Source organism: Aeromonas sp. 96A (genome assembly GCF_051919165.1).
In the GTDB taxonomy this organism is placed as follows: Bacteria; Pseudomonadota; Gammaproteobacteria; order Enterobacterales; family Aeromonadaceae; genus Aeromonas; species Aeromonas veronii.
Genome location: NZ_JBQBFE010000001.1, coordinates 1819916 through 1845937, shown reverse-complemented (window position 1 = coordinate 1845937; position 26022 = coordinate 1819916). Strand labels below are relative to the sequence as shown.

Here is a 26022-nt window from a genome sequence, read left to right as displayed (position 1 = left end):
ATTCAACTCTGAAGTGCAACACCCGCTCAGAAATCAGGCCGCTTTGAGTTACACCTCAAACACCATCTGCTGTTGCCTTAACCCAGGCGATCATCACTCAACCCGCATCGCAGGAAAAACGCGGGTTAAAAATCCGGTAGAAATGCGGGTGAAAACGCCAGAGCAGATCTTGTTGGTTGTGTTGGCAGAAGACCCAACTCTGATGCTTATAAACAAGTCGCGGAGCAAGTTGGGAAATACACAACACGGTGGAACGTGCTGTTGCTAGGTTAAGCAACGCGGGACGACTTCGCGCTGTCGGACTACGTAAAAGTGGGCGGTGGGAGGTATTGCTGATAAACGGTAGCTCCATTGTCTCTTGCTATCTATTTTGTTGGTCAGTGTAAACAACACTGTTTGTACTGCTTGCCGCTACCACAGGGGCACGGATTTTGACGGAGCTAATCTCAGGTTGTTGGCTCTACATGGGTTCACAAAGTTACGCAATAAAATAAGCATATAGGATACTGGCTTCAAAGTGGGCTTGGGCCTCTTGCTATCATAAGCATGGCAGAGCAATGCCAATGACAGTAAGGCGGGACTCGTATTGTGCTATTCTGGTTGATCCTGCCCCCCACACCAAATCGCAAGGCACTAGCTGCTCGGCATGTTGAGCTGCGGGTCATAGTGCGTTTCCGTTCAAAAATCATCCAGTGTTGGGCTGGACGCTAAACAAAATATTATATATGCCAAAAAATTGATATGCTGACTCCATTGATAATTCATACTAATCGAATTGACAGGAACGTACACTCTGATGGCAACTATTAATGACATCTGCAGAATTACTGGATTTTCCAAGGCAACCGTATCACGCGCCATTAATGAAACAGGTCCGGTTAAAGAGTCAACCCGAAAAGTGATTCATGCTGCCATGCAACAACTCAACTTTCGTCCTAATTTGGTAGCACAGGCGTTAGCAAATAAGAGTGGCAATAGTATTGGTTTGGTTGTATCGGATTTTGACGGTGCTCACTTTGGGCATTTATTAAAGAATGCAGCCTTGGTTGCAGACCAAACAAATAAGCAGTTGATTGTGACCGATGGCCATAATGAACCAGAACGAGAAAAGCAGGCTATTTATTCACTGGTAGATCGTCGCTGCAGCGTGTTGATTGTGTATACCCGGCATATGACTGAAATTGATATGTTGTCCATTCAGCAAGAAATTGGGCTGCCAATCATCTTTATTGGACGCTCACTACCTTCCCATTGTGGTTATTCGATTTACTTTGATAATGAACACGCCACCAAACAAGCAGTGAGTCACCTGCTCTCCCTAGGCCACACTAGGATTGCCTATTTTGGTCCACCAGCGATCACGCCAACAGGCATTGCTCGTATGGGCACATATCGGAAGATGTTATTGGAATGGGGTATTGAGTATCAAGAACACTGGTACCAATGCAGCAGCTTTAACATCGCGGAGGGTTATCGTGCGGCAAAGCAATATCTCACAAAAGGGGGTGGATGTAGTGCCCTCTTTGCCGCGAGTGACTCGATTGCATTCGGGGCGATGCAGGCATTTCGCGAGGCAGGGCTATTGCTACCTAACGACATGTCCATCGCCAGTATCGACGATGAAGAGATCTCGGCCTATCTATCGCCACCGTTGACCACTTATCGGTTCCCGCTCACTGAGATGGTTCATCATGCCATGGCGATAGCACTCAAGTTGATGGATGGGCAAGAAGTACCTTTCGAGTCTAAAGTGTTTCGGGGGGAATTAAAGATCAGGTCATCCGGGATGACTTGCATCACTTCATCGTGATTTGAATCATACCACACAAAGACCCTATCGGGTCCTTGTGTGTGCCTCCAATGTCTAAAAAACCTCACATGAGTCCGCTCGATCCCTCGCTTATCTATGGCCGCAGTAGACCGGAGTCTTTCGGCGCTAAAGCCAATAATACTAGGCCCTCAGGCGAACTTTTGCCTAGCTTCTGACACGTTCTACGAATGCAGTGAACTGTTATTTCTTGTGAGTTGCAGCACAAAAATGGAACCGGTTTCTGTAACCGGTTCCATTTTTCTTTATAGTCATCATCAAGGTGATTAAACACCACATTCTAACTTAAGTATGTTGAGGACTATGTAATGAATAAAAAAATCTATCTGTTTTGTGCCGCAGGCATGTCTACATCTTTACTAGTCAATAAAATGCGTGAGCAAGCCGCCAAACATTCTGTGCCGGTTGATATTGAAGCTTTTCCTGAATCTCAATCCAATGAAAAAGGTATCGAAGCTGACGTTATTCTACTGGGCCCTCAGGTCGGTTATATGTGTCAAGATATCTCAGCGCGTTTCCCTCATAAGCCAGTAGCGGTGATTGACACTGGTATGTATGGCCGTGTAGATGGTCTAAGCGTATTGAAAGTTGCTATAGCTGAAATTAAAAAAGCAGCCAAGCCAGCCTAACCTATAGTACTTAGGCTTCAACAAAGCCATACCAAATTATTTTATCAATGAACCTGCCAAATATAATTAGGTGGCGTTCATTGGTGCACGCCACCGTTTTTATTAAGGTGACAAGGATAATTTCTATAAACTAACCTGGCAATTATTTAACAAATTTTATTTATATTTAAATAATCAGAGGCACCTATGAATTTCGACGATCTAAACCTAGACAATATAAAAGAAGACGGTTCAGAGGTTCAGCAAATGGATCTTGAAGAGCAGGTAATGGGCATCATTATCAATTCTGGTGAAGCTCGTAGCTGTTCTTACAAAGCCTTGGCATTTGCAAAGCAAGGGGATTTTGCTCAGGCCGATGCGAAAATGGAAGAGGCTCGTCACGCAGCGAATGCCGCCCATTTGGTGCAGACACAGTTGATTGAAGCTGATATGGGAGAGGGTAAGACCCCAATGACACTCATCATGGTCCATGCCCAAGATCACCTGATGACATCGATGTTGGCCCGTGAGTTGATCAAAGAGTTGATCGATCTTCACAAGAAAACTTCCAATTAAGCGGAGCATTATCAATGAAGTTTGCACATGACTTTCTTATGGGCGCAGCCAGCGCATCTTACCAAGTAGAAGGTGCCTGGAATGAAGATGGCAAAGGCATGACTAACTGGGATGAATTTACCAAGATCCCGGGGAAAACCTTCGAAGGCACCAATGGTGATATCGCGGTTGACCACTATCATCGCTATAAAGAAGATGTTGCCTTGATGGCTGAGATGGGTCTGGAGTCCTATCGCTTCTCCATTTCATGGGCTCGTATTTTCCCAAATGGTGATGGCGAGATTAATCCAAAAGGGATTGAATTTTACAACAACTTAATCGACGAGTGTCTGAAATATGGCATTGTGCCATTTATCACACTTTATCACTGGGATCTGCCACTGCCCCTAGAAAAAGAGGGGGGATGGTTGAGCCAGCGTACCGTCGATGCATTTGTTAACTATGCAAGAGTGTGCTTCGAAGCCTTTGGTGATCGTGTAAAACACTTCATCACCATCAATGAGACGATTGTATTTTGTTCTCTAGGTTATATGGCTGGCGCTCACCCACCAGGAATCAAGAATGATCCGAAGAAGTACTTCCAGGCTGTTCACAATGTTTTTTATGCTCATGCCAAGGTGGTACTGCTATATAAATCCATGAATCTATATGGTGAAATTGGTATCAGTAACGTATTTAGTCCAGCTTTTGGCGTTGATGATAGTGAAGATAGCCAAAAAGCGGCATATCATGCTAATGCGTATGCGACCCATCTCTACTTCGACCCGATTTTGAAGGGTGAGTATCCAGCTTATGTCATGGACGCACTGAAAGTCAGCGGCTTCCATCCAGAGCAGACAGCAGAAGAGTTAGAAACTATCAAGTTGGCTGCTAGTTTGAATGACTTTATGGGGCTCAATTATTATCAGCCGAGTCGGGTTGAATTGATCAAAGGTTCTCTAGAGCAGCGTGAAGCTACCCGTGAAAACTCAACTGGTGCACCGGGAAATCCAAGTTTCGATGGTTTCTTCCGCACCGTGAAGATGGATGATAAACGTTATACCAAATGGAATTGGGAGATTTCGCCAGAGGGCTTTGTAGCTGGTTTGAACATGCTCAAAGATCGTTATGGTCAAGTCAAGATTTACATTACTGAGAATGGTCTTGGTGATGAAGATCCGATTGTGGAAGATGAAATTTGTGATGTCCCACGCATCAAATATATCAGCGAGCATTTAACTGCGCTGAAACAAGCAATCAGTGATGGTGTGAACGTCAAAGGATACTTTGCTTGGTCTGTTATTGACCTGTTGAGCTGGCTCAATGGATATAAAAAACAGTATGGCTTTATTTATGTCGATCACAAAAATAACTATCAGCGAAAGAAAAAAATGTCTTTCCACTGGTTTAGTTCGGTGATTAAAAATCGTGGGGAAGATCTCTAATGAGTAATTTTAACCAAAAAATACAAGTTGTGATGCCCTATGTCATGGGGTTTGTTAACTCCAAGCCGGTCAAGGCAATCAAGGATGGCTTTCTTTACACCATGCCGTTGACCATTATTGGTTCGGTCTTCCTGCTGCTGGCATTTATTCCTGTCCCTGGGTATGGCGAATTGATGGCCAGTATCTTTGGTGACAATTGGCAGGGGCCATTGTGGCAAGTAGTAGGTGCCACCTTTGATATTCTGGCACTCATCGGTGTGTTCGGTATCGCTTATAGCTGGGTTCAAAATGAAGGCTATCAGGGGGTTAGTGCAGGCATTTTTGCAATCGTAACCATGCTGATCCTCAACGATAACTTCATTCTGGCTGCGGATGGTGCCACCTTGGGTGGGGTGATTCCTAAAGCCTATATGGGCGGTAAGGGAATGATCGTGGCCATCTTTGTCGGCATCACTGTAGGTTGGATTTATAGCTGGTGCATGAAGAAGAACCTGACCATCAAGATGCCGGATGGTGTGCCGCAGGGGGTTGCTAATGCGTTTACCGCCCTGATCCCGGGGGCCTTGATCATCCTGACAGCCTGCTTCACCTGGATTTTCTTTAAGTTCGCGTTCGACAAGACAGTGGTCGTGGTGTTGTACGATCTGCTGCAGATACCATTGCAAGGTTTGTCTGACTCTCTGGGGGGTGTCATCGTTGTTGCCCTGCTGATTTCTTTATTGTGGTGGTGTGGTGTGCATGGCTCCGCCATTGTAATGGGGATCATGGGGCCGATCGTGACGGCGAACGCGCTGCAAAACCAAGAATTGCTCATCAAAGGAGAGCAGTTGATTGCCGGGGAAAACGCCAAGATTGTTACTAACCAGTTCATCGATCAATATGTAACGTTTGGTGGTGCAGGCCTGACCCTTGGTTTGGTTGTATGTATGTTGATGTTTGCAAAGTCCACGCAATATAAAGATTTGGGTAAAATAGCGATCATGCCAGGGTTGTTCAATATTAACGAGCCGGTGATCTTTGCTTTCCCCATCGTATTTAACCCACTGATGTTGATCCCGTTCTTGTGCGCACCGATTATTTCTGTACTGATGGTTTATTTTTCCATCTCTGCAGGCCTGGTCGAGCCGTTCACTGCGATTACCGTTCCTTGGACCACTCCGATGATAATCAGTGGCTTCATTGTGGGTGGTTGGAAGGCCGCGTTGTTGCAAGTATCAGTATTCTTGATGACTATCTTTGTGTATTACCCATTTATGAAAGCGCAGGACAATATCGCCTGCAAAAATGAAGATGTGTCAAAAGAGACGTTTGAAGAAGATGATGCTTTGTCACTGCAACTGTGACGATATGATGGCAGGGTGTTGATGTTGAAAAACACCCTGCTATAAGCAGAAACAAATATTGAATTAAAAAACATCCCAACCAGTACAGATATTGATATTTTCATACAGTTCTATTCAGCTCATTTCATGGATTGAATGGCAATACTTTACCTGTTGTTTTTTCATTCACAGAAATACTAAGTAAATTAACATGGAGTTATAATGAAAAAATTTAGCTTACTATATACCGCCGCAGCTGTGGCTGCGGTAATGAGCTCCGCGTCTGTTTTTGCGAATAGCAACGATGATATTGAAGCGCTGAAACTTCGCCTTCAGGAGTTGGAAACCAAGGTCAACACAGAAACTAAATATAAAGATGACCAGCAGCCAGCAACATTGACCAGTGAGACAAAAGTGCCGGATGGACTTGTATTTTCTGGTTATGCCCGTTATGGCGCACATTATCAAAACTCTGATAAAGAGCGGGTGAGCAGCTTTGGTAGCTTGAGTGGTAATGCTACGGGTCGCTTGGGCAATGAAGGTAATGGTGGTGAGTTTCAGCTTGCCAAAGCCTTTAAAAACGACAGTGGTGCCATCTGGGATTTAGTCTTGATGCTGGATCATTGGTCTGAAGGTTCCTGGGCCGACGACGGTGGTGTCAACGTCAAGAAAATGTACGCCGGTGTGGCTAATGTTTTTGAGTCGCAACCAGACCTGTATCTGTGGGCTGGCCGAGATTTTCATCAGAGACCTCAGACCGATCTGAATGACTATTTCTGGATGACTCATGATAGCCAAGGTGCCGGTTTCAAAAATTTGACCTTAGGTGGGATCAAATTTGATTTTGCCGGTGTCGGACAAGTTAATGATGACATGGTAGAAGACAACGGTCGTTACGCGCTGACCAGTAAACTACATGGTATCAAGCTGGGTGACGTGGATCTTAGCCTTTATGCAAACTACGGCACTACATCCGAAAAATTGACTGAAGATGACAAAAAAGATCTAGCAAACTCTGCTTATCAGTTAGCAAGTGAAGCGGTATGGGCGGGCCAAAAGTTTGTTATTCGTTATTCACACAATGCGCTAAACAGTGTGTTCGATTTGGCTGACAATCAAGATGCCTTGCTGTTCAGCCTAGATGGTGCCATCCCCTTGACTGAGCGGGCAAAAATTCAATATTTGACCTCTTATCAAAAACTTGATTTAGACAAGAGTGACGAGAGCCGCAAAAACTACAGCTTTATCCTGCGCCCGACTTACCAATGGAACGATGTACATTCTACCTGGTTAGAGGGTGGTTATAGCATCGTTGATTATGATGATATCGATGCGACTAACACCTCTTGGAAAACTACTCTATCACAAAATATCGCTATCGGTGGGGAAACCTGGTCTCGCCCGATGTTACGCTTCTACGCCACCGTCGGGAATGCAGATAATGAATATACCGGTCGTGATGACAAAGGTGTGTTGACAACATCTGATGATGACACAGTGACCTTCGGCGCCATGTTTGAAGCATGGTGGTAAAGTGATGCTCGTGTTTCATGACGGCCATAAGGCCGTCATGCTTTTCGCATTACAGGTGTGCTTACCCTTTGTACCCACATATAGTAGTCGAGGTGGCGTAAATAGTGACATGCCTTTGATGCCATACTGCCGTTACAATAAATAATGTTTAGGTTCCATCAAAAACTTCATGATGAACTTATCAAAAGCATATTTGTTCTCAATTAGATGGAAAAATGTAAGCGGCATCTTTATTTAAAATATGCTGCAAGAGCAGCGTGAAGGATTAACGGTATTTTTATGAATAAAAAACTCAAAGTAGTCACCATTGGTGGTGGCAGTAGCTATACTCCTGAGCTGGTTGAGGGATTCATTAAAAGGTATGCAGAACTCCCTATTGGTGAGCTCTGGTTGGTCGATATTCCTGACGGTGAAAAAAAACAGAATATAATATTTGATCTGTGCCAACGAATGATTGCCAAGTCAGGCTTGCCGATTACCCTTCATAAGACTCTCAATCGCCGTGAGGCCTTGACTGGTGCAGATTTTGTCACCACTCAGTTACGAGTCGGTCTGCTCAAAGCTCGAGAAAAAGATGAGCGCATTCCATTAAGCCATGGTTTGCTTGGTCAGGAAACAAACGGCGCGGGTGGTTTATTTAAGGGGCTACGAACCATTCCGATCATTTTTGATATAATCAAGGATGTTGAAGAAATTTGCCCAGACGCATGGATTATTAACTTCACTAATCCGGCTGGGATGGTCACTGAAGCTGTCGCCCGTCATACCAATTTCCAAAAATTCATTGGGGTATGCAATGTCCCCATTGGCATGAAAATGTTTGTGCAAAAATCGCTACAGTTAACAGATGCTGATGAATTATCTCTTGAGCTGTTCGGGTTGAATCACTTCGTTTTTATAAAAGATGCTTTTGTTAATGGTGAATCCCGTTTTAATGAGCTATTTGAATATGTAATCGATGGCGCACAAAAGGAATCCGCTTCAGTAAAAAACATATTTAGCATTCCCTTTGAGGCTGATTTTTTGCGCGGATTACGGTTATTACCTTGTCCCTATCATCGTTATTACTTTAAAGAAAATGAAATGCTAAGTATTGAGATGGGCGAGTATTACAAAGGTGAAACCAGGGCACAGGTAGTGCAACGGGTAGAAAAAGACTTGTTCAAGCTGTATCAAGACCCTAATCTAAATTATAAGCCAAAAGAACTTGAAATGCGTGGTGGCGCATATTATTCAGATGCAGCCTGTGAAGTGATCAGCGCCATTTATAATGACAGTCACAGCGAACACTATGTGATTGTCCCCCATCATGGTCAGATCAAAAACATCCCAGCTGACTGGACAGTCGAGATGACCTGCCGGGTCGGTCGTGATGGTGCTAAACCTGATCCACGTTTTAGTCAGTTTGACGAAAAAGTACTAGGTTTAATCCATGGCATCAAAGCATTTGAAATTGCTGCAGCCAATGCAGCAGTGAGTGGTAGCCTCAATGATTTGCTGGTTGCCATGAATATCAATCCGCTGGTACATTCTGATGATGATGCAAGAAAGGTGGCAACCGAGTTGCTATTGGCACACAAAAAACATTTGCCACAATTTGCTGAGACTATTTCTGAACTGGAATAAGACTGCCAATCTCACTTAGCATTAGCTGGTTGCTGCGAGAACGGCAACCAGTTGTTATTTTTATAGGGGACGATCATGTCTAATTATATCTCTTTTGATATCGGCGGTACCGCCGTTAAATATGGTGTAATAGATGATGCTGGAGTTATTTATGAAAAGGGTTCATTCCCGACCCCTGATAATTTTCATGGGTTACTAGATGCAATGAAGATGGTCTTGTCGACCTATCAACACAAATATTCACCGGTTGCTATCGCGCTAAGTATTCCTGGAGCAGTTAATGAAGTTTCTGGTTTTATTGGCGGTATTACAGCACTGAGATATATCCATGGATTTAATATTAAGGCTAAGTTCTCAGAGGTCTTTGGTTTGCCCGTTGGAATGGCCAATGATGCTAACTGTGCCGTGCTATCGGAAGGTTGGATTGGTGCAGCGAAGGACGTTAAATCATATGCCTGTGTTGTGATTGGCACCGGCGTGGGTGGTGGCGTGGTGGTCAATGATCATTTAGTGAGTGGCGCGACTCAGCATGGTGGTGAGTTTGGCTACTGGATTATGGATCCATTTAGTCGGACCAACTGGAGTGATCTTGGCTCAACACGAATCTTATTGCGCAAAGCGGCATGGGCGCTGGGAGTTGATACTATTGATGGCGAGGCTTTTTTTGCCTTGGTAGCAAATGGGAATCCATTGATGATTTCTTTACTTGATGAATTTTGCTTTATCAATGCATTGGGCATTTATAACATCAAGCACGCAATAGATCCGGATCTCATCTTGGTCGGTGGTGGAATTAGCTGCCAACCTAAAGTTATTGAGGGCATTAATAATCAATTGAAAATATTATTGAGTCGTGGTGGGAACATGGAGTTTGAGGTTGTTGCATGCCATCATCGAAATGATGCTAATCTAATTGGCGCAGTATATAACATGCTACTTAAAGATTAGTTTTTTATAACCTAAATTTGTAGGGTATATTTTTATTCCCTATGGTTTAGTAGCTGAAAATTCAATTAGATTGAGGTTGCTTGGCATATGCAAAGGTAAATGTTCACGATAAGATAGGCGTTGTTGAATAAGTATGAAAAGGAGAAGCCTTTCCTCAAGCTGCTATGCAGTTCAGTTCACCTGCTTTCTCCAGCTCAAAGCCACCGGCTTCCACTAGGTCTTGATAGAAGTGCAGCACCTCGTGAGGCTGTACCACGTTGTAGCGGCTTGAGACCACCGACAGAGGGGTGAGGGTATCGGAGCGATACAGCACTTGCTATCGCTGTAGGGACGGATATGCAGTGCATCGGAGGCGACGTTAAACATCACGTCGCTTTGCTCGATGGTCCAATCCATCCCGGCTGCCTGTAGCCAGATATCGAGGGATTGTTGTGGGGGCAAAACATTGCCAAGGCCATGCCAAGGGGTTTGGCCAGTGTAGGCCATGGTGTCAATCAGGTGAGCCATATCTCCTCCAGGAATAGTGAAATGCAGGCATTCAGCCTGCTAACTCATGGAGGTGATGTAGGTTTGAGAGATTATTGAATGGGATTCATTTGCCACCGCGCTCTCATTGTTTCAAGGGGCGTTACAGCATGATGGTGTTGTGCAATGAACTGCATTGGAGGGGTACGGAGAGGGGTACGGGGCCAAAAACGACCAAGGGGTTGGCATCGTGATGATGCCAACCCCTTGTTTTATATGGCGCTCCCGACTGGAGTCGAACCAGTGGCCTGTCCCTTAGGAGGGGACCGCTCTATCCTGCTGAGCTACGGGAGCTGTGCGGCGGGCATTATACAAGAAGCAACTCCCTTTTAAACCCTTGATTCTTATTCCAATACTGCCAAATCCCCGTTCTGGATGTTAAACGGCGAATATTTGTTCTGGCTGCTGATGATGGCGCCATCATCGAATACCTGTACCACCTCGAACAGGCCGTCGGCCGGGTTGCGCATCATGCGCGACTTGCCGTAGGGGTCGATAAAGTCGGCGTTGTGCTGGATGCGGAACTGATCGCCAAGCTTGACGCCGTTGCGCCGTCCCAGATTGATGTAGGGGCCGCGTTCGTTCTGGCCGACCACTCTTGCGGTGACCGGGGCACAGGTGAGCTGGGCTACCAGGTCCTGAGCCGCCTGTTGCAACTGGTAGTTGACCTCCTGGCCATAACTTGACTGCCAGAACTGGCCGCTGCTGCTGCCCACTTGCTCCCGCTTGCCAAAGGTCCAGGTGGCGCGCCCTTCGTAGACCTTGCGGTTGACCAGACTGCCGTTGATGCCGTCGAACAGGTAGAGCTGCATGCGAAAGTTGCGCACCGGATCCTCATACCAGCTGGTCAGCTGGTTGCCCTGCGGCTCTATGGAGAGATCGTCGATGCTGCCGAGCACCAGATATTGGCTGTCGGTACGCAGGCTGAGCGCCTTGATCTCTTCCAGAGCGCTGCGATCCCCCTGTTGCAGATGCAGCGGATCGATGCGCAGGTTTTCATCCAGCCACTGGCGCACCGCGACCCCTTGCGGCGCGTTGGCGAGAGTCTCGAACAGTCGTCGCGAGAGGTTCTCCGGCATGTCGTCCATGGCGCCGTAGCTGGCTTGGTCCGGATAACGCATCCGCAGCCTGACCAGTGTCAAATCCTTGGCGAAGTGCTGGGTCTGGCAGATCTGGCGCTCGGCCTGAATGTCGGCCACTAGGGTGATATACATGCGGCCGTTGCGCACCTCTTCCCGCTTGAGCCGGTACTGGCGAATGTCGCCGCCGGAGCGGATCTGGATCTGCTCGGATCGCAGGCTGCCATTTTCCAGACGCTGCACGCTGGAAACGGCCGCGCCGCTGGCTAGCAAGGCTTGACGTAGGGCGTCGCGGGTCGCCTGCTCGCGGGCATAGACCTCATCGCCCCCCAGAATGGCGGCGCTGCCCTGCGCTTCGATAAGCTCGGCTCGGGCGCTCAGGCTGGCCAGCAGCAGGGTCAACAGCAGCGGTAATTTCATAGCAGATACCTTGAGTTGGCGGGCAGCCGAGCCATGTTGAGGAAATGGCGCCTGCTGACCGACATGGATCACAACACGTTCCAAGTGGCAGCGCACGTTGGCGCTGACGATGACCATTAAAAAGCAAGAATCATGCCTCATTCCCGGCTCAAGCTTTGTCCGGCGCGTCCGATAATAAGTCAGGTGCAGATACAGGAAAGGTATCCATGAACAAACTCATCACGGCGTTGGCGTTCGCCCTGGCATTAACCGGGTGCGGCTCCGACCCTATCAATCGGGATCAGGGTGACCCCCGCCAGGCGGCGCAGGGGATGGAGCTCAACTGGCTGGTGGCGCGTATGACCGACCAGCTGATGGAGCGCAAATCGCTGACCACCCTGACCGAACCCATCGCGGTGGCCTCTTTCGTCGATCTCGATACCCTGCAGGATACCAACTGGATGGGGCAGCAGATTGAGGAGAGCTTTATCTACGAGCTCAACCGTCGCGGCGAGGTGGTGGTGGACTTCAAGCTGACCGGTAGCATCAAGGTGACGCCGCAGGGGGACTTCGTGCTGAGCCGAAACTACAAGGAGCTCTCCTCCCGTTTGCCGATCTCCCGCATTCTGGTTGGCACCTTCAGCCGCAACAGCAAGGGGATCCTGGTCAACGCCCGCGTTATCGACATGCGCACCAAGATGGTGGAGACCACGGCCCAGAGCCTGATCCCGCAAAAATATCTGTTCGGTGCCAACAACTCGTTTGGTCGGGCATCGATCAATCGCGGTTATCTGATGCGTGACAGTCAGGCCCGGCCGGGCGGTCATCTGGTCAACCTGACCCCGTGAGGAGCGAGTCATGAAGATCCTGTTTGGTTGCCTGTTGGCACTCTTGCTCACCGGTTGCAGCTACAACCGGGTGGTGGATTACACCCAGGGTGGCAAGCCCGATGATTTTCCTGTGCTCAAGGCGGTGGGCTATGCGGTGATCGACATCCAGCCTGGCCCCTCCCAGTCGGAGAAGATGCTGCAAGCCATTCGCGCTTCAAAGATGGATGCTTATCGCGAGCTGGCCGAGCAGCTCAATGGTCAGCAGGTCCGCGGCCAGAGCAGCTATCGTGACTTGACCCAGACCTCCAACTCGCTCGATGTGTCGGTCGCCGGTGTGGTGCGTGGTGCCCGGGTCGTTGCCTCTTATCCGCGCGGCAATACCTATGCCACCGAGATGGAGCTCGATACCCGTGCCCTCTACAACATCAACCAGCTGATGGCCGGTCAGTTCTGAGTTGATGGGCTTGCCGTGAAAACCGGCATCAAAATAAAAGGCGAGCAGGGTGCTCGCCTTTTGTCGTTGTAGGCTGGTTAGCTCCCCATCAGCACCGGCGGCACTGCGGTGGGTTTCACATCCTCGCTCGGGTAGCAGCCAAGCACCTTGATATAGCGGGTGATCTTGGTCAGCTCCACCAGTGCGGCCTGCATCGCCGGGGTCTGCAGGTTGGCGGAGACATCCAGATAGAACATCTCTTCCCACGGGTTGCCCTGCACCGGACGGGATTCGAGCTTGGTCATGTTGATCTCGTGGCTGCGCAGTACCAGCAACGCCTCGACCAGCGAACCCGGCTTCTGGGAGGTGGACATGATGAGGGTGGTCTTGGCCGGGATCTGCGGCGCCACGTCGATGGGCTTGCGCGCTACCACGATAAAACGGCTGTAGTTCTCTTTCTGGTTGGCGAGCTGCTCGGCCAGCACATCCAAGCCATAGAGCTCGCCACCGGCGGCGCTGCCGATGGCGGCGGCCTCCGGGCTTGCCAGTTCTTTCACCTTCATCATGGCACTGGAGGAGGAGTCACAGATCTCGTGGCGCGCCCCTTCCAGCTTGCTCAGATAGTGGGAGCACTGCTGGAACACCTGCGGGTGGGCATAGAAGGTCTTGATGCGGCCAAGCTCGGTCGGGACGGCGGTGAGGATGCAGTGCTCGATGGGGTAGGTTAGCTCGCCGACGATGGAGAGGCTGGTGTGCTGCATCACGTCATAGACTTCGTTGATGGAGCCAGAGCTGGTGTTCTCGATGGGCAGCACGCCGAAGGCGGCGCGGCCTGACTCCACCGCATCCAGCACTTCGCGAAAATTCTGGCAGTTCACCTCGATCACCTGATCCTTGTAGCGCGCCAGATATTTGCGGGCGGCCAGGCTGGAGTAGGAACCGCGTGGCCCCAGATAGGCGACGCTGGTCATCGGCTCCTGCTGCTCCGGGTTGAGCAGGCTCTGCAGATAGGCCTGCTGGGAGAGCACAGAGTCTTCGATGATGGTGTGGTAGATGCGGGTGATGTACTGGGCATCCAGCCCCAGCACGCGCCCTTTCTGGATCAGGGCGACCAGCAGCTCCTGCTCCCGCTGGTGGTCACGAATGGGGCGCGGGTTGGCTTGCTTGGCACGGGCGACCTCGATGCTGAGGGTCTTGCGTTTCGCCAGCAGGGCAAGCAGCTCCTGATCCAACCGGGTGATGTCTTGTCTGATCTCATCGAGCGTTGCCATGATTGTTCCCTATCCAAGTAATCGATTGATATTAATGCAAAAAAAAGCCTCCGCTAGGGGAGGCTCGATTCGTCTTTGCTTTTTGTTCACACGACGACAGGCCTTCCCTCAAGCGGGCCGGATAAACGAGAAAGCAAAGAAGAATGGTGCGTGCATAGGTGTGTCCTTGAAGTAACGTCATAACCATTAAGGGATTTGCCGGTCTGATGCAAGTAAAACTTGCCCGCGGGCGGGGATGGGGGCAGGGTATCCGGTTAAGAAAATGGCGTATTAGCGATGTTCTATTGACTCTGTTTTTATGACTGAAACCCAGTGGGGGAGGTAAAGACGATGGCGATTATTTTCGATCTGGGACGGGTGGTGGTGAGCTGGGATCCGGTAGGCATAGTGCGTTCGGTGCGTGGCCCGCAAGGGGCTGAACAGTTGGCCGAGCTGCTTTTTAACCACCCGGATTGGCTGGAGGTGGACAGAGGCACCATGTCGCTCCACACCATGGCCCGGGAAGCGCAAGCGCGCACCGGCCTCTCGGCGGCGGAGAATCTGGCCATTTTACAGGCAGTTCCCGCCTCCCTGCTGCCAGATCCCGCTATGCTAACCCTGATAGCCGAGCTGCACGGGGCGGGGCACACCTTGTATGCCCTCTCCAACATGGGTCATGCCAGCATCGACTGGCTGGAGCAGCATCAGGATTTCTGGCGCTTCTTTAGCGGCAAGGTGGTGTCGGCGCGGGTGCGGATGATGAAGCCGGAGCCGGATATCTATCGCTATCTGCTGGTGTCGTTCGATCTGAAACCGGCAGAGTGCATCTTCATCGATGACAGTCCCGCCAACATCGCGGCCGCCGAGGCCCTCGGTATCAGGGGGATCGTCTTTACCGACGCGGCGAGTTGTCGTCAGCAACTGGGTGAGCTGGGCTGTTTGCCCGCCACCGGCAGGGGGTGATGCCCCTCTAGGAGCACTATGGAGCATGGCCGGTTTCGCAATTGGCTCAGTCACTATCCCGAGGCGACCCTGATCATCGCCTGCAAGGATGGTAGCGGTTATCAGCTCTGTGTTGAGGCAGAAGGGGAGTGCCTCTGCCTGACCGACAGCGAGGGAGGGCGCTTGACCTTCACCTCGCTGGATCAGGCGCAGGGTTTCTTGCGAGCCCATCGGGTTCACCAAGCAAGATTACGAATTTATGACGCCCAAAATGAAGATTTAGCAGCAGAATCACAGGAAATAATCATCAAGTTTTAATTTTAACCAGACTCTTTAAGGGTCTATTCAGTTTGTTTGCCGCACAATACTGCACCTGTTCATCATCCGGAGCTGTTTAATGGGGGCCAATGTAGTTGTACTGAATCAGGGATATGATCACTCTTTTCAAGCCAGGGAACAGCTGCTGATTGAGCGACTGGCAAGTTTTGACGAGCTGGTTGTCTCTTTTTCGGGACGGTTGGAATCCTGCTACAGCATCGAGCTGTGCCGCGCTGCCGGTGTGAAAATCCATGCAATTACCCTCGATAATCCGACCCGCAGTCGCAGTGAAGTGGCCCGAGCCCGCCGTTATTGCCAGCGTTATGGCATCGATCACTGGGTCATCAAGAGTGACGAGATCGTCTTTTGCGATCGCCTGCCAAATATTGAAGGGCTGATCGACCCGGTTCGCCGCATTGGTGAGTATGTGCAGACTCGTCCGGAATGGACTCATCTGCCGTTGCTGGTTCCGGCAGCGGTGGAGGAGCGTGATGATTATCTTGCCCAGTTCGGGTCTCTGCCTGCCAACTCAATCTGGTTTTTTGCCGAAAACGGATTGATGCGTCGCGATTATCGTTACGGCTTCAACAAGCGTCAGCTCGGTCGTTGGGGCAAGGGGAGCAACGGTTGCCTCAGCAATCGCTTCACCAATCCACGGCAGCTTGAGCAGCGTTATCTGCGAATGGTGGATCAGGCTGAGCAGATGCTGGCCGACATGGGGCTGGACGAGGCACAGGTCTTTTTCCATACCCTGTGCGACTGCTCCACCACCCTGGCCCGGGTGCGTCTGCCCGAGCATCAGCGTGCGCAGGCCTTTGATATGCAATCGGATATTTTGTCCGCCCTCAAGGGGAGCAAGTTCGATCTGGTGACACTGGATATGGCACAGAAAGAGCGGCACGATCTCGCCATCTAGCCTGCGGGCAAGCGATGCGGGTGCCAGAACGTGAGTGCTGTCATAGGCAAGGGGCGACGGGACTGTTTATACTGTTGCCCTTTCACCCGTTACCGAGCTTTGCCCTATGAAACCCTTCTCCCGTCTGCTGATTGCCCTGTGCCTCTCCCCCGTATTGGCGCAGGCTGCCCCTCTTTCTCAGGTGACGTTGCCCGATGGTCGGCAGGTTCAGCTCAACGACGACTTCACCTGGGAGTATCTGGTGGTTAAACCGGCCGAGTCCGTACAGGGCATGGCTGCTGATGGGAAGGCTGGGGCCGTGGTGGCCGTCGCTGCTCCGGTGCTGACCGATCAGGCCAAGGCCAATCCGGACCTGCTTGCCCAGATGGCGCGTGACGGTGTGGTGGTCAAGCTGGACAAGATCGAGGGATCTGACCCGCTGGTGCTGACCTTTATGGTGAGCAATACCGGCACCCGCAATGTGGTCGGGGTACGTGGCATGGTGACCCTGTTCAGTGCTGACGGGGTGCAGCTGAGCCGTCAGGAGGCCCGCTTCTGGGTTGCCGAGAATCGTCTGCCGGAGACCTATCTGCGCAAGGGGCAAGCCCGTCCTTCGCTGGCCCTCGAGATCCCCCGTCCAGCCGGATTGACCGGTCAGCCGCTGGTGCGGGTTGAAATTGACGAGGTGGTCTTCCGCTGATTTGGCGTTGTGCCGGCCCATGCAAACCGTGTGGGCCGGCAACTTGTTGCCGCTGACACCCCCTGCAATATCTGCTTACATCTGACATGGTTCTGCAACAGCTTGCAGCTCGGCAAGTTGGAAACCTGATCGCAAAATGACTCCATACCAGCTCGCTAGCAACGGGCCCAATCACATGGAGTTATCATCATGAAAAAAGCAACTGTCTCTCTTCTGGTTCTGGCCGGGTTTGCCTCTACTTCCGTCATGGCGCAGGATGCCTTCAGCTACGCCAAGGGTTCCGCCACCTGGGCGCACACCAAATCCGACTATCTCAACGGTACCTTCAGCAATGACAGCAAAGGAACCCGTGATTTTGGCGGTCTGAGCCTGGATCTCTCCAAGAGCTTTAGTTCCAACTTCTACGGTCGTGCCGGGACCGAATATACCTCCCGCAACGATGGCAATGACAGCATGTCCATTTCCAGCATTGGTATGGGTCTCTTTACCCCGCTCAGCACTGGTCTCAATCTCTATGGTGAAACCGGTGTGATGGGCTACACCCTGGAGCGTGAGCTGGCGAATAATGTTGCCGGTAAGGGTTGGGATGCGGTCGCTCGCAAGGATAGCGGCAGCATGTACGGTGAAGTGGGTCTGCGCTACGACATCGGCAATGTCGAGCTCTCCACGGCCTACCGCTACGCCAACATGACCGACGATATGCACGACTTCAAGGTGGGCGGTGCCTACAAGCTCAACCAGAACTGGGCGCTGACTGCCGATTACACCTATCGCAACTGGGATCTGCAAAAAGGTTCCATCTCCAGCCTGGGTGTGAAGTACAGCTTCTAATTTTCCTTCCCGTAGTCCGTAGTGTCTTGATTTTTACCCATGGCGTTCGCCATGGGTTTTTTCTTTTTCCGGTGATCCTCTTTTTCTCCTTGTGTCGTATCAGTCGCAAATAGTTATACAACTTTCATTTTTTTGTATAACTGCTATAACTGAATCAATACTTATGCAAGGAGCGTCATCATGTACAAGATTAAAGTCGGTATCAGTGCCTGCCTGCTGGGACAAGAGGTACGTTTCGATGGGGGCCACAAGCGCTCCAGCTTCTGCGAACGGGATCTTGGCGCTCACTTTGACTATCACCCCGTCTGTCCCGAGATGGCCATTGGCCTGGGGGCGCCTCGCGCCGCCATCCGGCTGGTCAAGCGCAACGGCGAGATCCGTGCCGAGGCGAGCAACGGTAGTTTCGATGTCACCGAAAAGCTGATTGCCTTCAGCGAGCAGAAGGCACGCCAGCTCGACTTCATCTCCGGTTATATCCTCTGTGCCAAATCACCCAGCTGCGGTATGGAGCGGGTCAAGGTCTATGGCGCCAACAACGAGGGGAGCGCCAAGGAGGGGATCGGCCTCTTTGCCAAGGCGTTGATGGAGGCCAACCCCCTGCTGCCGGTTGAAGAGGATGGCCGCCTGTGCGACCCCATCCTGCGGGAGAACTTCGTGCTGCGGGTCTTCGCCTACCACGACTGGCAGCAGCTCTGCGCCCGCGGCATTACCGCCTCTGCGCTAATCCGCTTCCACTCCCGCTACAAGTATCTGGTGCTCTCCCATGCTACCACCCACTACAGGGCGCTCGGCAAGCTGCTCGGCAATCTGGGCAAGTCCACCAATTTGCAGGAGGTGGCCGACAACTACATCAAGGGATTGATGACGGCGCTGACCCTGCGGGCCAACCGTCGCAGCCACACCAATGTGCTGATGCACCTGCAGGGCTACTTCAAGCGTGTGCTGACCCCGGCCCAGAAGCAGGAGCTTGCCGATACCATCGACAAGTACCGCACCGGCATATTCCCCTTGCTGGTGCCGCTCACCCTGATCCGCCACTACCTGCGCGAGTACCCCAATCCCTATCTCGCCGAGCAGGTTTATCTCAATCCGCACCCCGATACGCTCAAATTGCGTTACGGGCTCTGAATCCGTTCTGTTGCCCCGGCGCATGGTTTGCGCCGGGGCGCTTTACACCTCTGTTTGATGGACGTTGTCATGTCTGATTTACCGCAAGAAGTTGCTCCTCTGGCTGATGAGGGGATCTACCCCATTCGCGAGGTCTCCCGTCTCACCGGCGTCAACGCCGTGACCCTGCGCGCCTGGCAGCGTCGCTACGGGCTGGTGCAGCCGGCCCGCACCGAGAAGGGCCACCGCCTCTACAGCGAGCAGGACATTCGCCAGATCGGCGAGATCCTGAGCTGGCTGGAGCGGGGGGTGAGCATCGGACAGGTGAAGGGGCTCCTGAGCGAACCCCAGGCCCAGCCGGTGAGCGATCACTGGCAGCAAACCCTGGAGCAGTTCAGTCAGGCGCTGCTCGCCTTCAACCAGCGCAAGGCGGAGGCTGAGCTCAACGACCTGCTGGCGAGCTACCCGTTCGAGCTGGTGCGCAGCCGGGTACTGCAACCGCTGGTGGAGCGGCTGCTGGGGCTGTGGCGCGAGCGGCCCGATGGCGAGTTGCTGCAACAGGTGTGGCTGGGTTGGCTCCATACCCGCTTCGCCCGCCACCTGATCGAGCAGGAGAAGGGCGTGCCGATCACGCTGGCGAGCTGGGGGCAAGTCGGCCCCCTCGATCTGGTCTGGGCCGCTTACGAGTTGATCGGTCAGGGTTATGAGGTGCAACTGCTGGGAGCGGTCGAGCCCCGCCATGCCAGCTTGCTGGAGGGGCGTGCCGTTACCCCCTGGCTGGTATTGCTGGGGGCTGGGCTTGGCAAACAGGAGCTGGCCGCCGGGTGGCCCGCAGGCACGCGCCTGTTTGGCGAACTAGGTCGTCTCTACGATGATGAGTGGCTTAAAGCGCATGGCTGGCAGGCGAGCCTTGCCGAGCTGATGGCGAACGCACCTGCTGCGGCTGGCGCCAGCGGACGCGGGAGGAAAAAGTCATGAAGCTGGTCTGGTTTCGCCACGATCTACGCCTTGCTGACAACCCCGCGCTGCGGCATGCCTGCGGCGGTGATGAACCGGTCGCCGCGCTCTTTATCATCTCTCCCACCCAGTGGCGGCAGCACAACATGGCCCCCATCCGTCAGCGCTTTATGTTGGCGCAGGTAGATGAATTGGGCCGCGAGCTGGGGGCCCTTGGCATCCCGCTCCATCTGCTGCGAGTAGAGACTTTTGCCGAGGTGCCAGCAGCGCTGGCAGATCTTTGCCGCGAGCTGGGCGTAACCCAGCTCTACGCCAATCAAGCCATCGAGATCGATGAGCTGCGTCGTGACCACACTGTCACTGCCGCACTGGCAGAGCAGGCGGTGAGCTGTCACTGGTTCAACGGCTGCTGCGTGTTGCCGCCGGGGCGTGTGCTGACCGGGTCGGGGGAGATGTTCAAAGTCTTCACCCCCTTCAGCCGTGCCTGGCTCAAGGCGCTGGATGAGGAGGGGTTTGTTATTCATTGCGCTCCTGCGCGCCGTGGCGAGCCGTTGCCGTGGCAGCCGCTGGCCGAACGTGCGTGGGTTGATGAGGCTCTCGGCGAGCTGACGGCGGATCCCCGCTGGCCAGTGGGGGAGGCAGAAGCTCTGCGCCGTTTGAACATTTTTCTGGAGCGTGCCGTGGTTGACTATGGCGAACAGCGTGATTTTCCAGCCATCGCGGGCACGTCCGTGCTCTCCCCCTATCTGGCTGCGGGCATCATCAGCCCGCGCCAGTGTGTGGCGGCGCTCCAGCAGCGCCTTGGCTACCGGCCCCAGTCCAAGGACCAGCCCGGCTTTGTCTGGCTCAATGAGCTCATCTGGCGCGAGTTCTATCGCCACCTGCTGCTGCTGATCCCGACTCTCTCCATGAATCGCCCCTTCAAACCAGAGACGGCAGCCTTGCCGTGGAGCTGGGACCCGGATGCCTTCGCCGCCTGGTGCGAGGGCCGTACCGGCTACCCCATCGTTGATGCAGCGATGCGCTGTCTCAACGCCACCGGCTGGATGCACAACCGGCTGCGGATGATAGTGGCGAGCTTTCTCACCAAGGATCTCCATATCCACTGGCGGCTCGGGGAGGATTACTTCATGAGTCGACTGATCGACGGGGATCTGGCAGCCAACAACGGTGGCTGGCAGTGGGCTGCAGGCACCGGTGCCGATGCCGCCCCCTACTTTCGGATCTTCAACCCCACCACTCAGGGGCAACGATTTGATCCACAAGGGGAGTTTATCCGTACCTGGGTAACTGAACTTGCCGATATTCCCGCCGCTTATGTGCATCAGCCCCACGACTGGCTGCGACTCAAGGGGCGACAGGATTATCCGGCCCCCATGGTGGATCACGCCGTTGCCCGGGTGAGAGCCATCGAGATGTTTCGCTCTCTGGAGAAATAGGATGAACGAGCCGCTGGCCCGCTTTATTGGCCTCTATCAGCAACTGGACAAACAGCAGTTGCACCGCTTGCCCGAGGTCTATGCCGAACAGGTGGTCTTTACCGATCCGGCCCACCGTATCGAGGGGCTGGCGGCCCTTGGCGACTATTTTGCCGCCCTCTATCAGCGCCTCGCCTACTGCCGTTTCGTCATCACTAGTCAGCAGCTGCAAGGGCAGCAGGCCTGGCTCGGCTGGACCATGACCTTCTCTCACCCCAGATTGCGTGGTGGTGAGCCGGTGACGGTGGAGGGGGCCACCCGCCTCGAATTCGACGAGGCGGGCAAGGTGTGCCAGCACAGGGACTATTTTGACCTGGGCGCCATGCTCTACGAGCAGTTGCCGTTGCTCGGGCCAGTGGTTCGCACCATCAAGATGAGGCTTGGCGCATGAGCGGCCGAGTGCTTATCACAGGCGCGACCTCCGGCATAGGTCGCCAGTTGGCGCTGGATTACCGGCGCGCCGGCTGGCAGGTGTGGGGTTGTGGCCGCGATGGCGAACGGCTGCAGGCGCTGGGGCTGGATGGCGTGACGCCGCTGCAGTTCGATGCCCGGGATCTGGCCGCAATGAGCGGGGTGGCTGCTACGCTGCCATCCCTCGATCTGCTGATCCTCAACGCAGGCAACTGCGAGTACATGGATGTGGCGGAGGGGTTTGACAGCGCGCTGTTTGCCCGAGTGATTGAGACCAATTTGACCGCCACCGGCCATGCGCTGGCCGCCTTCTTGCCGTTGCTCGGGGCTGGGTCACGGCTGGCCATCGTTAGCTCGTCGGTGAGCTGGCTGCCGCTGCCTCGGGCCGAGGCCTATGGCGCCTCCAAGGCTGCCCTCGACTATCTGGCGGATACCTTGCGCCTCGATCTGGCCAGCAAAGGGATCGGGGTGACCCTGATCCGCCCCGGCTTTGTCCAGACGCCGCTCACCGCCAAAAATGATTTTCCCATGCCCTGTCTGGTGACGGTGGAGCATGCCTCTCGCGCCATCATGGACGGGCTGACCGCTGGTCGTCACCAGATCCACTTTCCCCGCCGTTTCATCTGGTTGCTGCGCCTGCTTGGTGCGCTGCCGGTGGGGCTCTGGCTGCGCCTTGGCCGCGCACTCGTATCGAAAGGAAGCCATTCATGAAGAAAAAGATCGCCATCGTCGGTTCAGGGATCTCGGGGCTCACCGCCGGTTTTCTGCTCCACAAACTCCATGACATCACCCTGTTCGAGGCGGCGCCGACCCTGGGCGGCCACACAGCGACCGTCGATGTGAATCAGGCTGGCCGCAGCTATGCCATCGACACCGGCTTTATCGTCTTCAACGATCGCACCTACCCCAACTTCTTGAAGTTGCTGGCGCGGATCGGCATGGCGCGCCAACCGGCCGAGATGAGCTTCTCGGTGAAGAGCCCGGAGGGGCTGGAGTATAACGGCCACAACCTCGACACCCTGTTTGCCCAGCGCAGCAATTTGTTGAGCCCGCGCTTCTACGGCTTCGTTGCCGAGATCCTGCGTTTCAACCGGGAGGCGCGGGCCTGGCTGGCGGATGGTCAGCATCAGGGGGCTGGCCCCGAGCTGACTCTGGGGGATTTTTTGCTGGCGGGGGAGTTTAGCGACTACTTCGCCCGCCACTACATCTTGCCGATGGGAGCGGCGATCTGGTCATCGACCCTGGCCGATATGCGCGCCTTTCCCCTTGGCTTCTTCCTACGCTTTTTTGCCAACCATGGCCTGCTGGATGTGGCCAATCGCCCCCAGTGGTACGTGATTCCGGGCGGCTCGCGGGAATATATCGGCCCCCTTACCGCGGGTTGGCAGACGCAGATCCGCCTCGCCTGTCCGGTGCAGAGCGTACGGCGGGATGCGGATGGCGTGGTGATCCAGAGCAGTTACGGCGAGGAGCGGTTTGACGAGGTGATCTTCGCCTGTCACAGCGATCAGGCGCTGGCGCTGCTGGCGGATCCCGGCGAGCGGGAGCAGGCCATCCTCGGCGACATGCCCTATCAGGCCAACGATGTCTGGCTCCATACCGATGCGCGCTGCCTGCCCACCCGCCGCAAGGCATGGGCCAGCTGGAACTATCAGCTCGATGGCAATGACGAGGCACGGCCGCTGGTGAGCTACAACATGAACATCTTGCAGGGGGTGAACTCGCCGGAGCCCTTCTGCGTCAGCCTCAATCCCAAGGGCAAGGTGGATGAGAGCAAGGTATTGCGCCGCTTCGTCTACCACCATCCGGTGTTCAATCAGGCCTCCATCGCCGCCCAGCAGCGGCGCGCGGAGATCTGCGGCCAGCAGCACACCCACTTCTGTGGTGCCTACTGGTACAACGGCTTCCATGAGGATGGGGTACGCAGCGCGCTGGATGTCGCCAGGCGCTTCGGAGCCGAGCTATGAACGGCGCCACCGTGGCCACCGAACATGAGCGTACAGACGAACTGGCTGGCATCACCAGCGCCATCTGGCAGGGCTCGGTGCGCCACCGCCGTTTTGCACCGCGGGCTCACGCCTTCTCCTACAGCCTTTTTATGCTGGGACTGGATCTCGACGAGCTGCCGCAGCTCGATCAGGGGCGCTGGTTCGGTGTGGAGCGCTCGGGGCTGCTTTCGTTTCACCGCCATGACTATCTCAAGGGGAGTGAGGGAAGCCTCAAGCAGGCGGTGTGGCAGAAGGTGAGCGAGCTGGGTGGTGATGCCGACCCCGAGGGGCGGGTACTGCTGCTCGGCAATGTGCGCTGTCTGGGGTTCTACTTCAGCCCGGTCAACTTCTACTTCTGCTACCGGCAGGGCGAGGCGCGCTATCTGCTGGCAGAGGTGTCGAACACCCCCTGGAACGAGCGTCATTACTACCTGCTGGATTTGGCGGCGCTGGCACCCCATGACAAGGATTTTCACGTATCCCCCTTTATGGGGCTGGCGATGCGTTACCACTGGCGGATCAGGCCGCCCGCGCAGGAGACTCTGATCCATATCGAGAGTCATCCCGTATCCGGTGAAGCCAAGCTGTTTGACGCCACCCTGGCGCTCACTCGCGAACCCTTGTCACGCAAGGGGCTGGTGGCCCTGCTGGCTCGCTGGCCCTGGATGACCATGAAGGTGCTGCTCGGGATCTACTGGCAGGCACTGCGTCTATTTATAAAACGAACCCCGATTTTTACCCATCCGGAGAGCCGCTAATGGAACTTGCTCAATCAACCCTCTCTGCCTCTTTCATCGACAAGGGGGCAAGACAACTGCTGCTCAATCTGCTGGGTCGCCTCGAACATGGCCAGCTGCTGCTGCGGGATGGCGGTGAGCGCCACAGCTTTGGCGTCGCGGGTACCGATCTGCATGCCGAACTGGTGGTGCAAGATCCTGCCTTCTATCGTCGCCTGTTGCTGGGGGGCAGCATTGCCGCCGGGGAAACCTGGGTGGAGGGGCTCTGGACCAGCCCGGATCCGGTGGCGCTGGTGCGGCTGCTGGCCCGCAATCTGACCCTGCTCGACTCCCTTGAGCGGCGCCTTGGCTGGTTCAGCTTCCCGTTCAACAAGGTGCGCCACTGGCTCAACCGCAATACTCTGACCGGTTCGCGCTCCAACATCGCCGCCCACTACGATCTCGGCAATACCCTCTATCAGGGTTTTCTCGACAGCCATATGCAGTACTCTAGCGCCATCTATCCGAGCGCCGAGGCCACTCTCGAAGAGGGGCAGCAGGCCAAGCTGCGCACTATCTGCGAGCGACTGGCGCTGGGGCCTGACGACCATCTGCTGGAGATCGGTACCGGCTGGGGCGGCCTGGCCGTCTATGCCGCCCGCCACTATGGCTGCCGGGTGACGCCACTACCATCTCCCGGGCCCAGCATGACTACGCCAAGGAGTGGATTGCGCGGGAGGGGCTGGGGGATCGCATCACCTTGCTGCTGGAGGATTACCGCAAGCTGGAAGGCACCTATGACAAGCTGGTCTCCATCGAAATGATCGAGGCGGTGGGGCACGCCTTCCTGCCCGACTATTTCCGCCAGTTGTCACGGCTGCTCAAGCCCGGTGGCCGCCTGCTCATTCAGGCCATCACCATCGCCGATCAGCGCCACGCCCAATATCTGCGCGGAGTCGATTTCATCCAGCGCTACATCTTCCCCGGTGGCTGCTTGCCCAGCGTCTCCCAGATGGCGGGGTTGCTGGCGCGGGAGACCGACATGCAACTGGTGCGGTTGCATGATCACGGTCATCACTATGCCCGCACCCTGGCTCACTGGTGCGAGCGTTTTCTGGCGTTGGCGCCCGAGCTGCCCAAGCTCGGTTACAGCCAGGATTTCATCCGGTTGTGGCACTTCTACTTTGCCTATTGCGAGGGGGGATTCTGGGAGCGCACCATCAGTCTGGTGCAGTTGGAGGCCGCCAAGCCGGGGCCTGCTGGCTGGTCGGGTGATTTGCCAGTAAGCGGTCACTGAC

At 54.0% G+C, this 26022-nt stretch carries 24 protein-coding genes, 1 tRNA gene, 3 pseudogenes and 1 other annotated feature; of the genes and pseudogenes, 23 read left to right on the top strand and 5 right to left on the bottom strand.

Annotated elements, in window-relative coordinates; genetic code table 11:
• Nucleotides 1–377 precede the first annotated feature (377 nt).
• A pseudogene (locus tag ACTG2W_RS08290) lies at nucleotides 378–437 on the bottom strand (SEC-C metal-binding domain-containing protein); the annotation flags it as partial.
• A 359-nt stretch (nucleotides 438–796) separates the two neighbouring features.
• Here ACTG2W_RS08290 and ACTG2W_RS08285 point away from each other — a divergent pair.
• The 8 genes from ACTG2W_RS08285 (at nucleotide 797) to ACTG2W_RS08250 (ending at nucleotide 9865) form a co-directional block, all read left to right on the top strand.
• Nucleotides 797–1810 (top strand): LacI family DNA-binding transcriptional regulator, encoded by a 1014-nt coding sequence (locus ACTG2W_RS08285; RefSeq protein WP_245147401.1) that lies wholly within the window; start codon nucleotides 797–799, stop codon nucleotides 1808–1810.
• Between the two features lie 326 nt (nucleotides 1811–2136).
• Nucleotides 2137–2457: a PTS sugar transporter subunit IIB gene (locus tag ACTG2W_RS08280; protein WP_069529424.1), complete on the top strand. Its 321-nt coding sequence runs from the start codon at nucleotides 2137–2139 to the stop codon at nucleotides 2455–2457.
• Between the two features lie 186 nt (nucleotides 2458–2643).
• Nucleotides 2644–3012, top strand: coding sequence for a PTS N,N'-diacetylchitobiose transporter subunit IIA (gene chbA, locus ACTG2W_RS08275; protein WP_224968541.1), 369 nt, complete (start codon nucleotides 2644–2646; stop codon nucleotides 3010–3012).
• A 14-nt stretch (nucleotides 3013–3026) separates the two neighbouring features.
• The gene (locus ACTG2W_RS08270) at nucleotides 3027–4436 is read left to right on the top strand and encodes a glycoside hydrolase family 1 protein (protein ID WP_224968539.1); all 1410 of its coding nucleotides are present in this window, start codon (nucleotides 3027–3029) and stop codon (nucleotides 4434–4436) included.
• Nucleotides 4436–5779: a PTS sugar transporter subunit IIC gene (locus tag ACTG2W_RS08265; protein WP_245147402.1), complete on the top strand. Its 1344-nt coding sequence runs from the start codon at nucleotides 4436–4438 to the stop codon at nucleotides 5777–5779. Before ACTG2W_RS08270 ends, ACTG2W_RS08265 begins: the two co-directional genes overlap by 1 nt.
• 201 nt (nucleotides 5780–5980) lie before the next feature.
• A complete protein-coding gene (locus ACTG2W_RS08260) occupies nucleotides 5981–7291 on the top strand; it encodes a carbohydrate porin (protein WP_245147403.1) in 1311 nt (436 codons plus the stop codon).
• Nucleotides 7292–7570: 279 nt separating this feature from the next.
• Nucleotides 7571–8917, top strand: a complete 1347-nt coding sequence (locus tag ACTG2W_RS08255) for a 6-phospho-beta-glucosidase (protein WP_245147404.1) — start codon at nucleotides 7571–7573, stop codon at nucleotides 8915–8917.
• Nucleotides 8918–8992: 75 nt separating this feature from the next.
• On the top strand, nucleotides 8993–9865 hold the full coding sequence (locus tag ACTG2W_RS08250; protein WP_245147405.1) for an ROK family protein: 873 nt from the start codon (nucleotides 8993–8995) through the stop codon (nucleotides 9863–9865).
• Between the two features lie 172 nt (nucleotides 9866–10037).
• Here the strand turns inward: ACTG2W_RS08250 and ACTG2W_RS08245 are convergent.
• The 3 genes and pseudogenes from ACTG2W_RS08245 to ACTG2W_RS08235 form a co-directional block, all read right to left on the bottom strand.
• Nucleotides 10038–10372 (bottom strand): annotated as a pseudogene (locus tag ACTG2W_RS08245) (DUF932 domain-containing protein); the annotation flags it as partial.
• A gap of 235 nt (nucleotides 10373–10607) precedes the next feature.
• Nucleotides 10608–10684, bottom strand: a tRNA-Arg gene (locus ACTG2W_RS08240).
• Nucleotides 10685–10734: 50 nt separating this feature from the next.
• Complete coding sequence (locus tag ACTG2W_RS08235; protein WP_019446850.1) at nucleotides 10735–11889, bottom strand: flagellar assembly protein FlgT; 1155 nt, start codon at nucleotides 11887–11889, stop codon at nucleotides 10735–10737.
• A 206-nt stretch (nucleotides 11890–12095) separates the two neighbouring features.
• Here ACTG2W_RS08235 and ACTG2W_RS08230 point away from each other — a divergent pair, with 206 nt between their 5' ends.
• The gene (locus ACTG2W_RS08230; RefSeq protein WP_106842335.1) at nucleotides 12096–12716 is read left to right on the top strand and encodes a FlgO family outer membrane protein; all 621 of its coding nucleotides are present in this window, start codon (nucleotides 12096–12098) and stop codon (nucleotides 12714–12716) included.
• Between the two features lie 10 nt (nucleotides 12717–12726).
• Nucleotides 12727–13152, top strand: a complete 426-nt coding sequence (locus ACTG2W_RS08225) for an LPP20 family lipoprotein (RefSeq protein ID WP_005349622.1) — start codon at nucleotides 12727–12729, stop codon at nucleotides 13150–13152.
• Nucleotides 13153–13229: 77 nt separating this feature from the next.
• Here the strand turns inward: ACTG2W_RS08225 and pheA are convergent, their stop codons facing one another.
• Nucleotides 13230–14402 (bottom strand): prephenate dehydratase, encoded by a 1173-nt coding sequence (gene pheA, locus ACTG2W_RS08220; RefSeq protein WP_005338715.1) that lies wholly within the window; start codon nucleotides 14400–14402, stop codon nucleotides 13230–13232.
• A gap of 38 nt (nucleotides 14403–14440) precedes the next feature.
• Nucleotides 14441–14562: a sequence feature (Phe leader region), on the bottom strand.
• 170 nt (nucleotides 14563–14732) lie between these two features.
• On the opposite strand from pheA, the gene ACTG2W_RS08215 reads away from it, so the two are divergent.
• From ACTG2W_RS08215 to ACTG2W_RS08155, 13 genes and pseudogenes are all read left to right on the top strand, one after another.
• Nucleotides 14733–15344, top strand: a complete 612-nt coding sequence (locus ACTG2W_RS08215; RefSeq protein ID WP_106842336.1) for an HAD family hydrolase — start codon at nucleotides 14733–14735, stop codon at nucleotides 15342–15344.
• Nucleotides 15345–15362: 18 nt separating this feature from the next.
• Nucleotides 15363–15641, top strand: coding sequence for a DUF6482 family protein (locus tag ACTG2W_RS08210; RefSeq protein ID WP_005338699.1), 279 nt, complete (start codon nucleotides 15363–15365; stop codon nucleotides 15639–15641).
• A 79-nt stretch (nucleotides 15642–15720) separates the two neighbouring features.
• Nucleotides 15721–16557: a hypothetical protein gene (locus tag ACTG2W_RS08205; RefSeq protein WP_108611964.1), complete on the top strand. Its 837-nt coding sequence runs from the start codon at nucleotides 15721–15723 to the stop codon at nucleotides 16555–16557.
• A gap of 106 nt (nucleotides 16558–16663) precedes the next feature.
• Complete coding sequence (locus tag ACTG2W_RS08200; protein WP_106842338.1) at nucleotides 16664–17236, top strand: DUF3157 family protein; 573 nt, start codon at nucleotides 16664–16666, stop codon at nucleotides 17234–17236.
• 189 nt (nucleotides 17237–17425) lie between these two features.
• Nucleotides 17426–18067: an autotransporter gene (locus ACTG2W_RS08195; RefSeq protein ID WP_106842339.1), complete on the top strand. Its 642-nt coding sequence runs from the start codon at nucleotides 17426–17428 to the stop codon at nucleotides 18065–18067.
• 180 nt (nucleotides 18068–18247) lie between these two features.
• Nucleotides 18248–19195, top strand: a complete 948-nt coding sequence (locus ACTG2W_RS08190; protein ID WP_005343644.1) for a YbgA family protein — start codon at nucleotides 18248–18250, stop codon at nucleotides 19193–19195.
• 69 nt (nucleotides 19196–19264) lie between these two features.
• Complete coding sequence (locus tag ACTG2W_RS08185; protein WP_128836352.1) at nucleotides 19265–20152, top strand: MerR family transcriptional regulator; 888 nt, start codon at nucleotides 19265–19267, stop codon at nucleotides 20150–20152.
• Nucleotides 20149–21570: a deoxyribodipyrimidine photo-lyase gene (gene phrB, locus ACTG2W_RS08180; RefSeq protein ID WP_440016165.1), complete on the top strand. Its 1422-nt coding sequence runs from the start codon at nucleotides 20149–20151 to the stop codon at nucleotides 21568–21570. The genes ACTG2W_RS08185 and phrB overlap by 4 nt, the downstream gene beginning before the upstream one ends.
• Before the next feature lies 1 nt (nucleotide 21571).
• The gene (locus ACTG2W_RS08175; protein ID WP_429030060.1) at nucleotides 21572–22000 is read left to right on the top strand and encodes a nuclear transport factor 2 family protein; all 429 of its coding nucleotides are present in this window, start codon (nucleotides 21572–21574) and stop codon (nucleotides 21998–22000) included.
• Nucleotides 21997–22731, top strand: coding sequence for an SDR family NAD(P)-dependent oxidoreductase (locus ACTG2W_RS08170; RefSeq protein WP_335836942.1), 735 nt, complete (start codon nucleotides 21997–21999; stop codon nucleotides 22729–22731). The genes ACTG2W_RS08175 and ACTG2W_RS08170 overlap by 4 nt, the downstream gene beginning before the upstream one ends.
• On the top strand, nucleotides 22728–23987 hold the full coding sequence (locus ACTG2W_RS08165; protein ID WP_440016164.1) for an NAD(P)/FAD-dependent oxidoreductase: 1260 nt from the start codon (nucleotides 22728–22730) through the stop codon (nucleotides 23985–23987). Before ACTG2W_RS08170 ends, ACTG2W_RS08165 begins: the two co-directional genes overlap by 4 nt.
• The gene (locus ACTG2W_RS08160; protein WP_167564708.1) at nucleotides 23984–24766 is read left to right on the top strand and encodes a DUF1365 domain-containing protein; all 783 of its coding nucleotides are present in this window, start codon (nucleotides 23984–23986) and stop codon (nucleotides 24764–24766) included. Before ACTG2W_RS08165 ends, ACTG2W_RS08160 begins: the two co-directional genes overlap by 4 nt.
• A pseudogene (locus ACTG2W_RS08155) lies at nucleotides 24766–26021 on the top strand (class I SAM-dependent methyltransferase). Before ACTG2W_RS08160 ends, ACTG2W_RS08155 begins: the two are co-directional and overlap by 1 nt.
• Nucleotide 26022 lies beyond the last annotated feature (1 nt).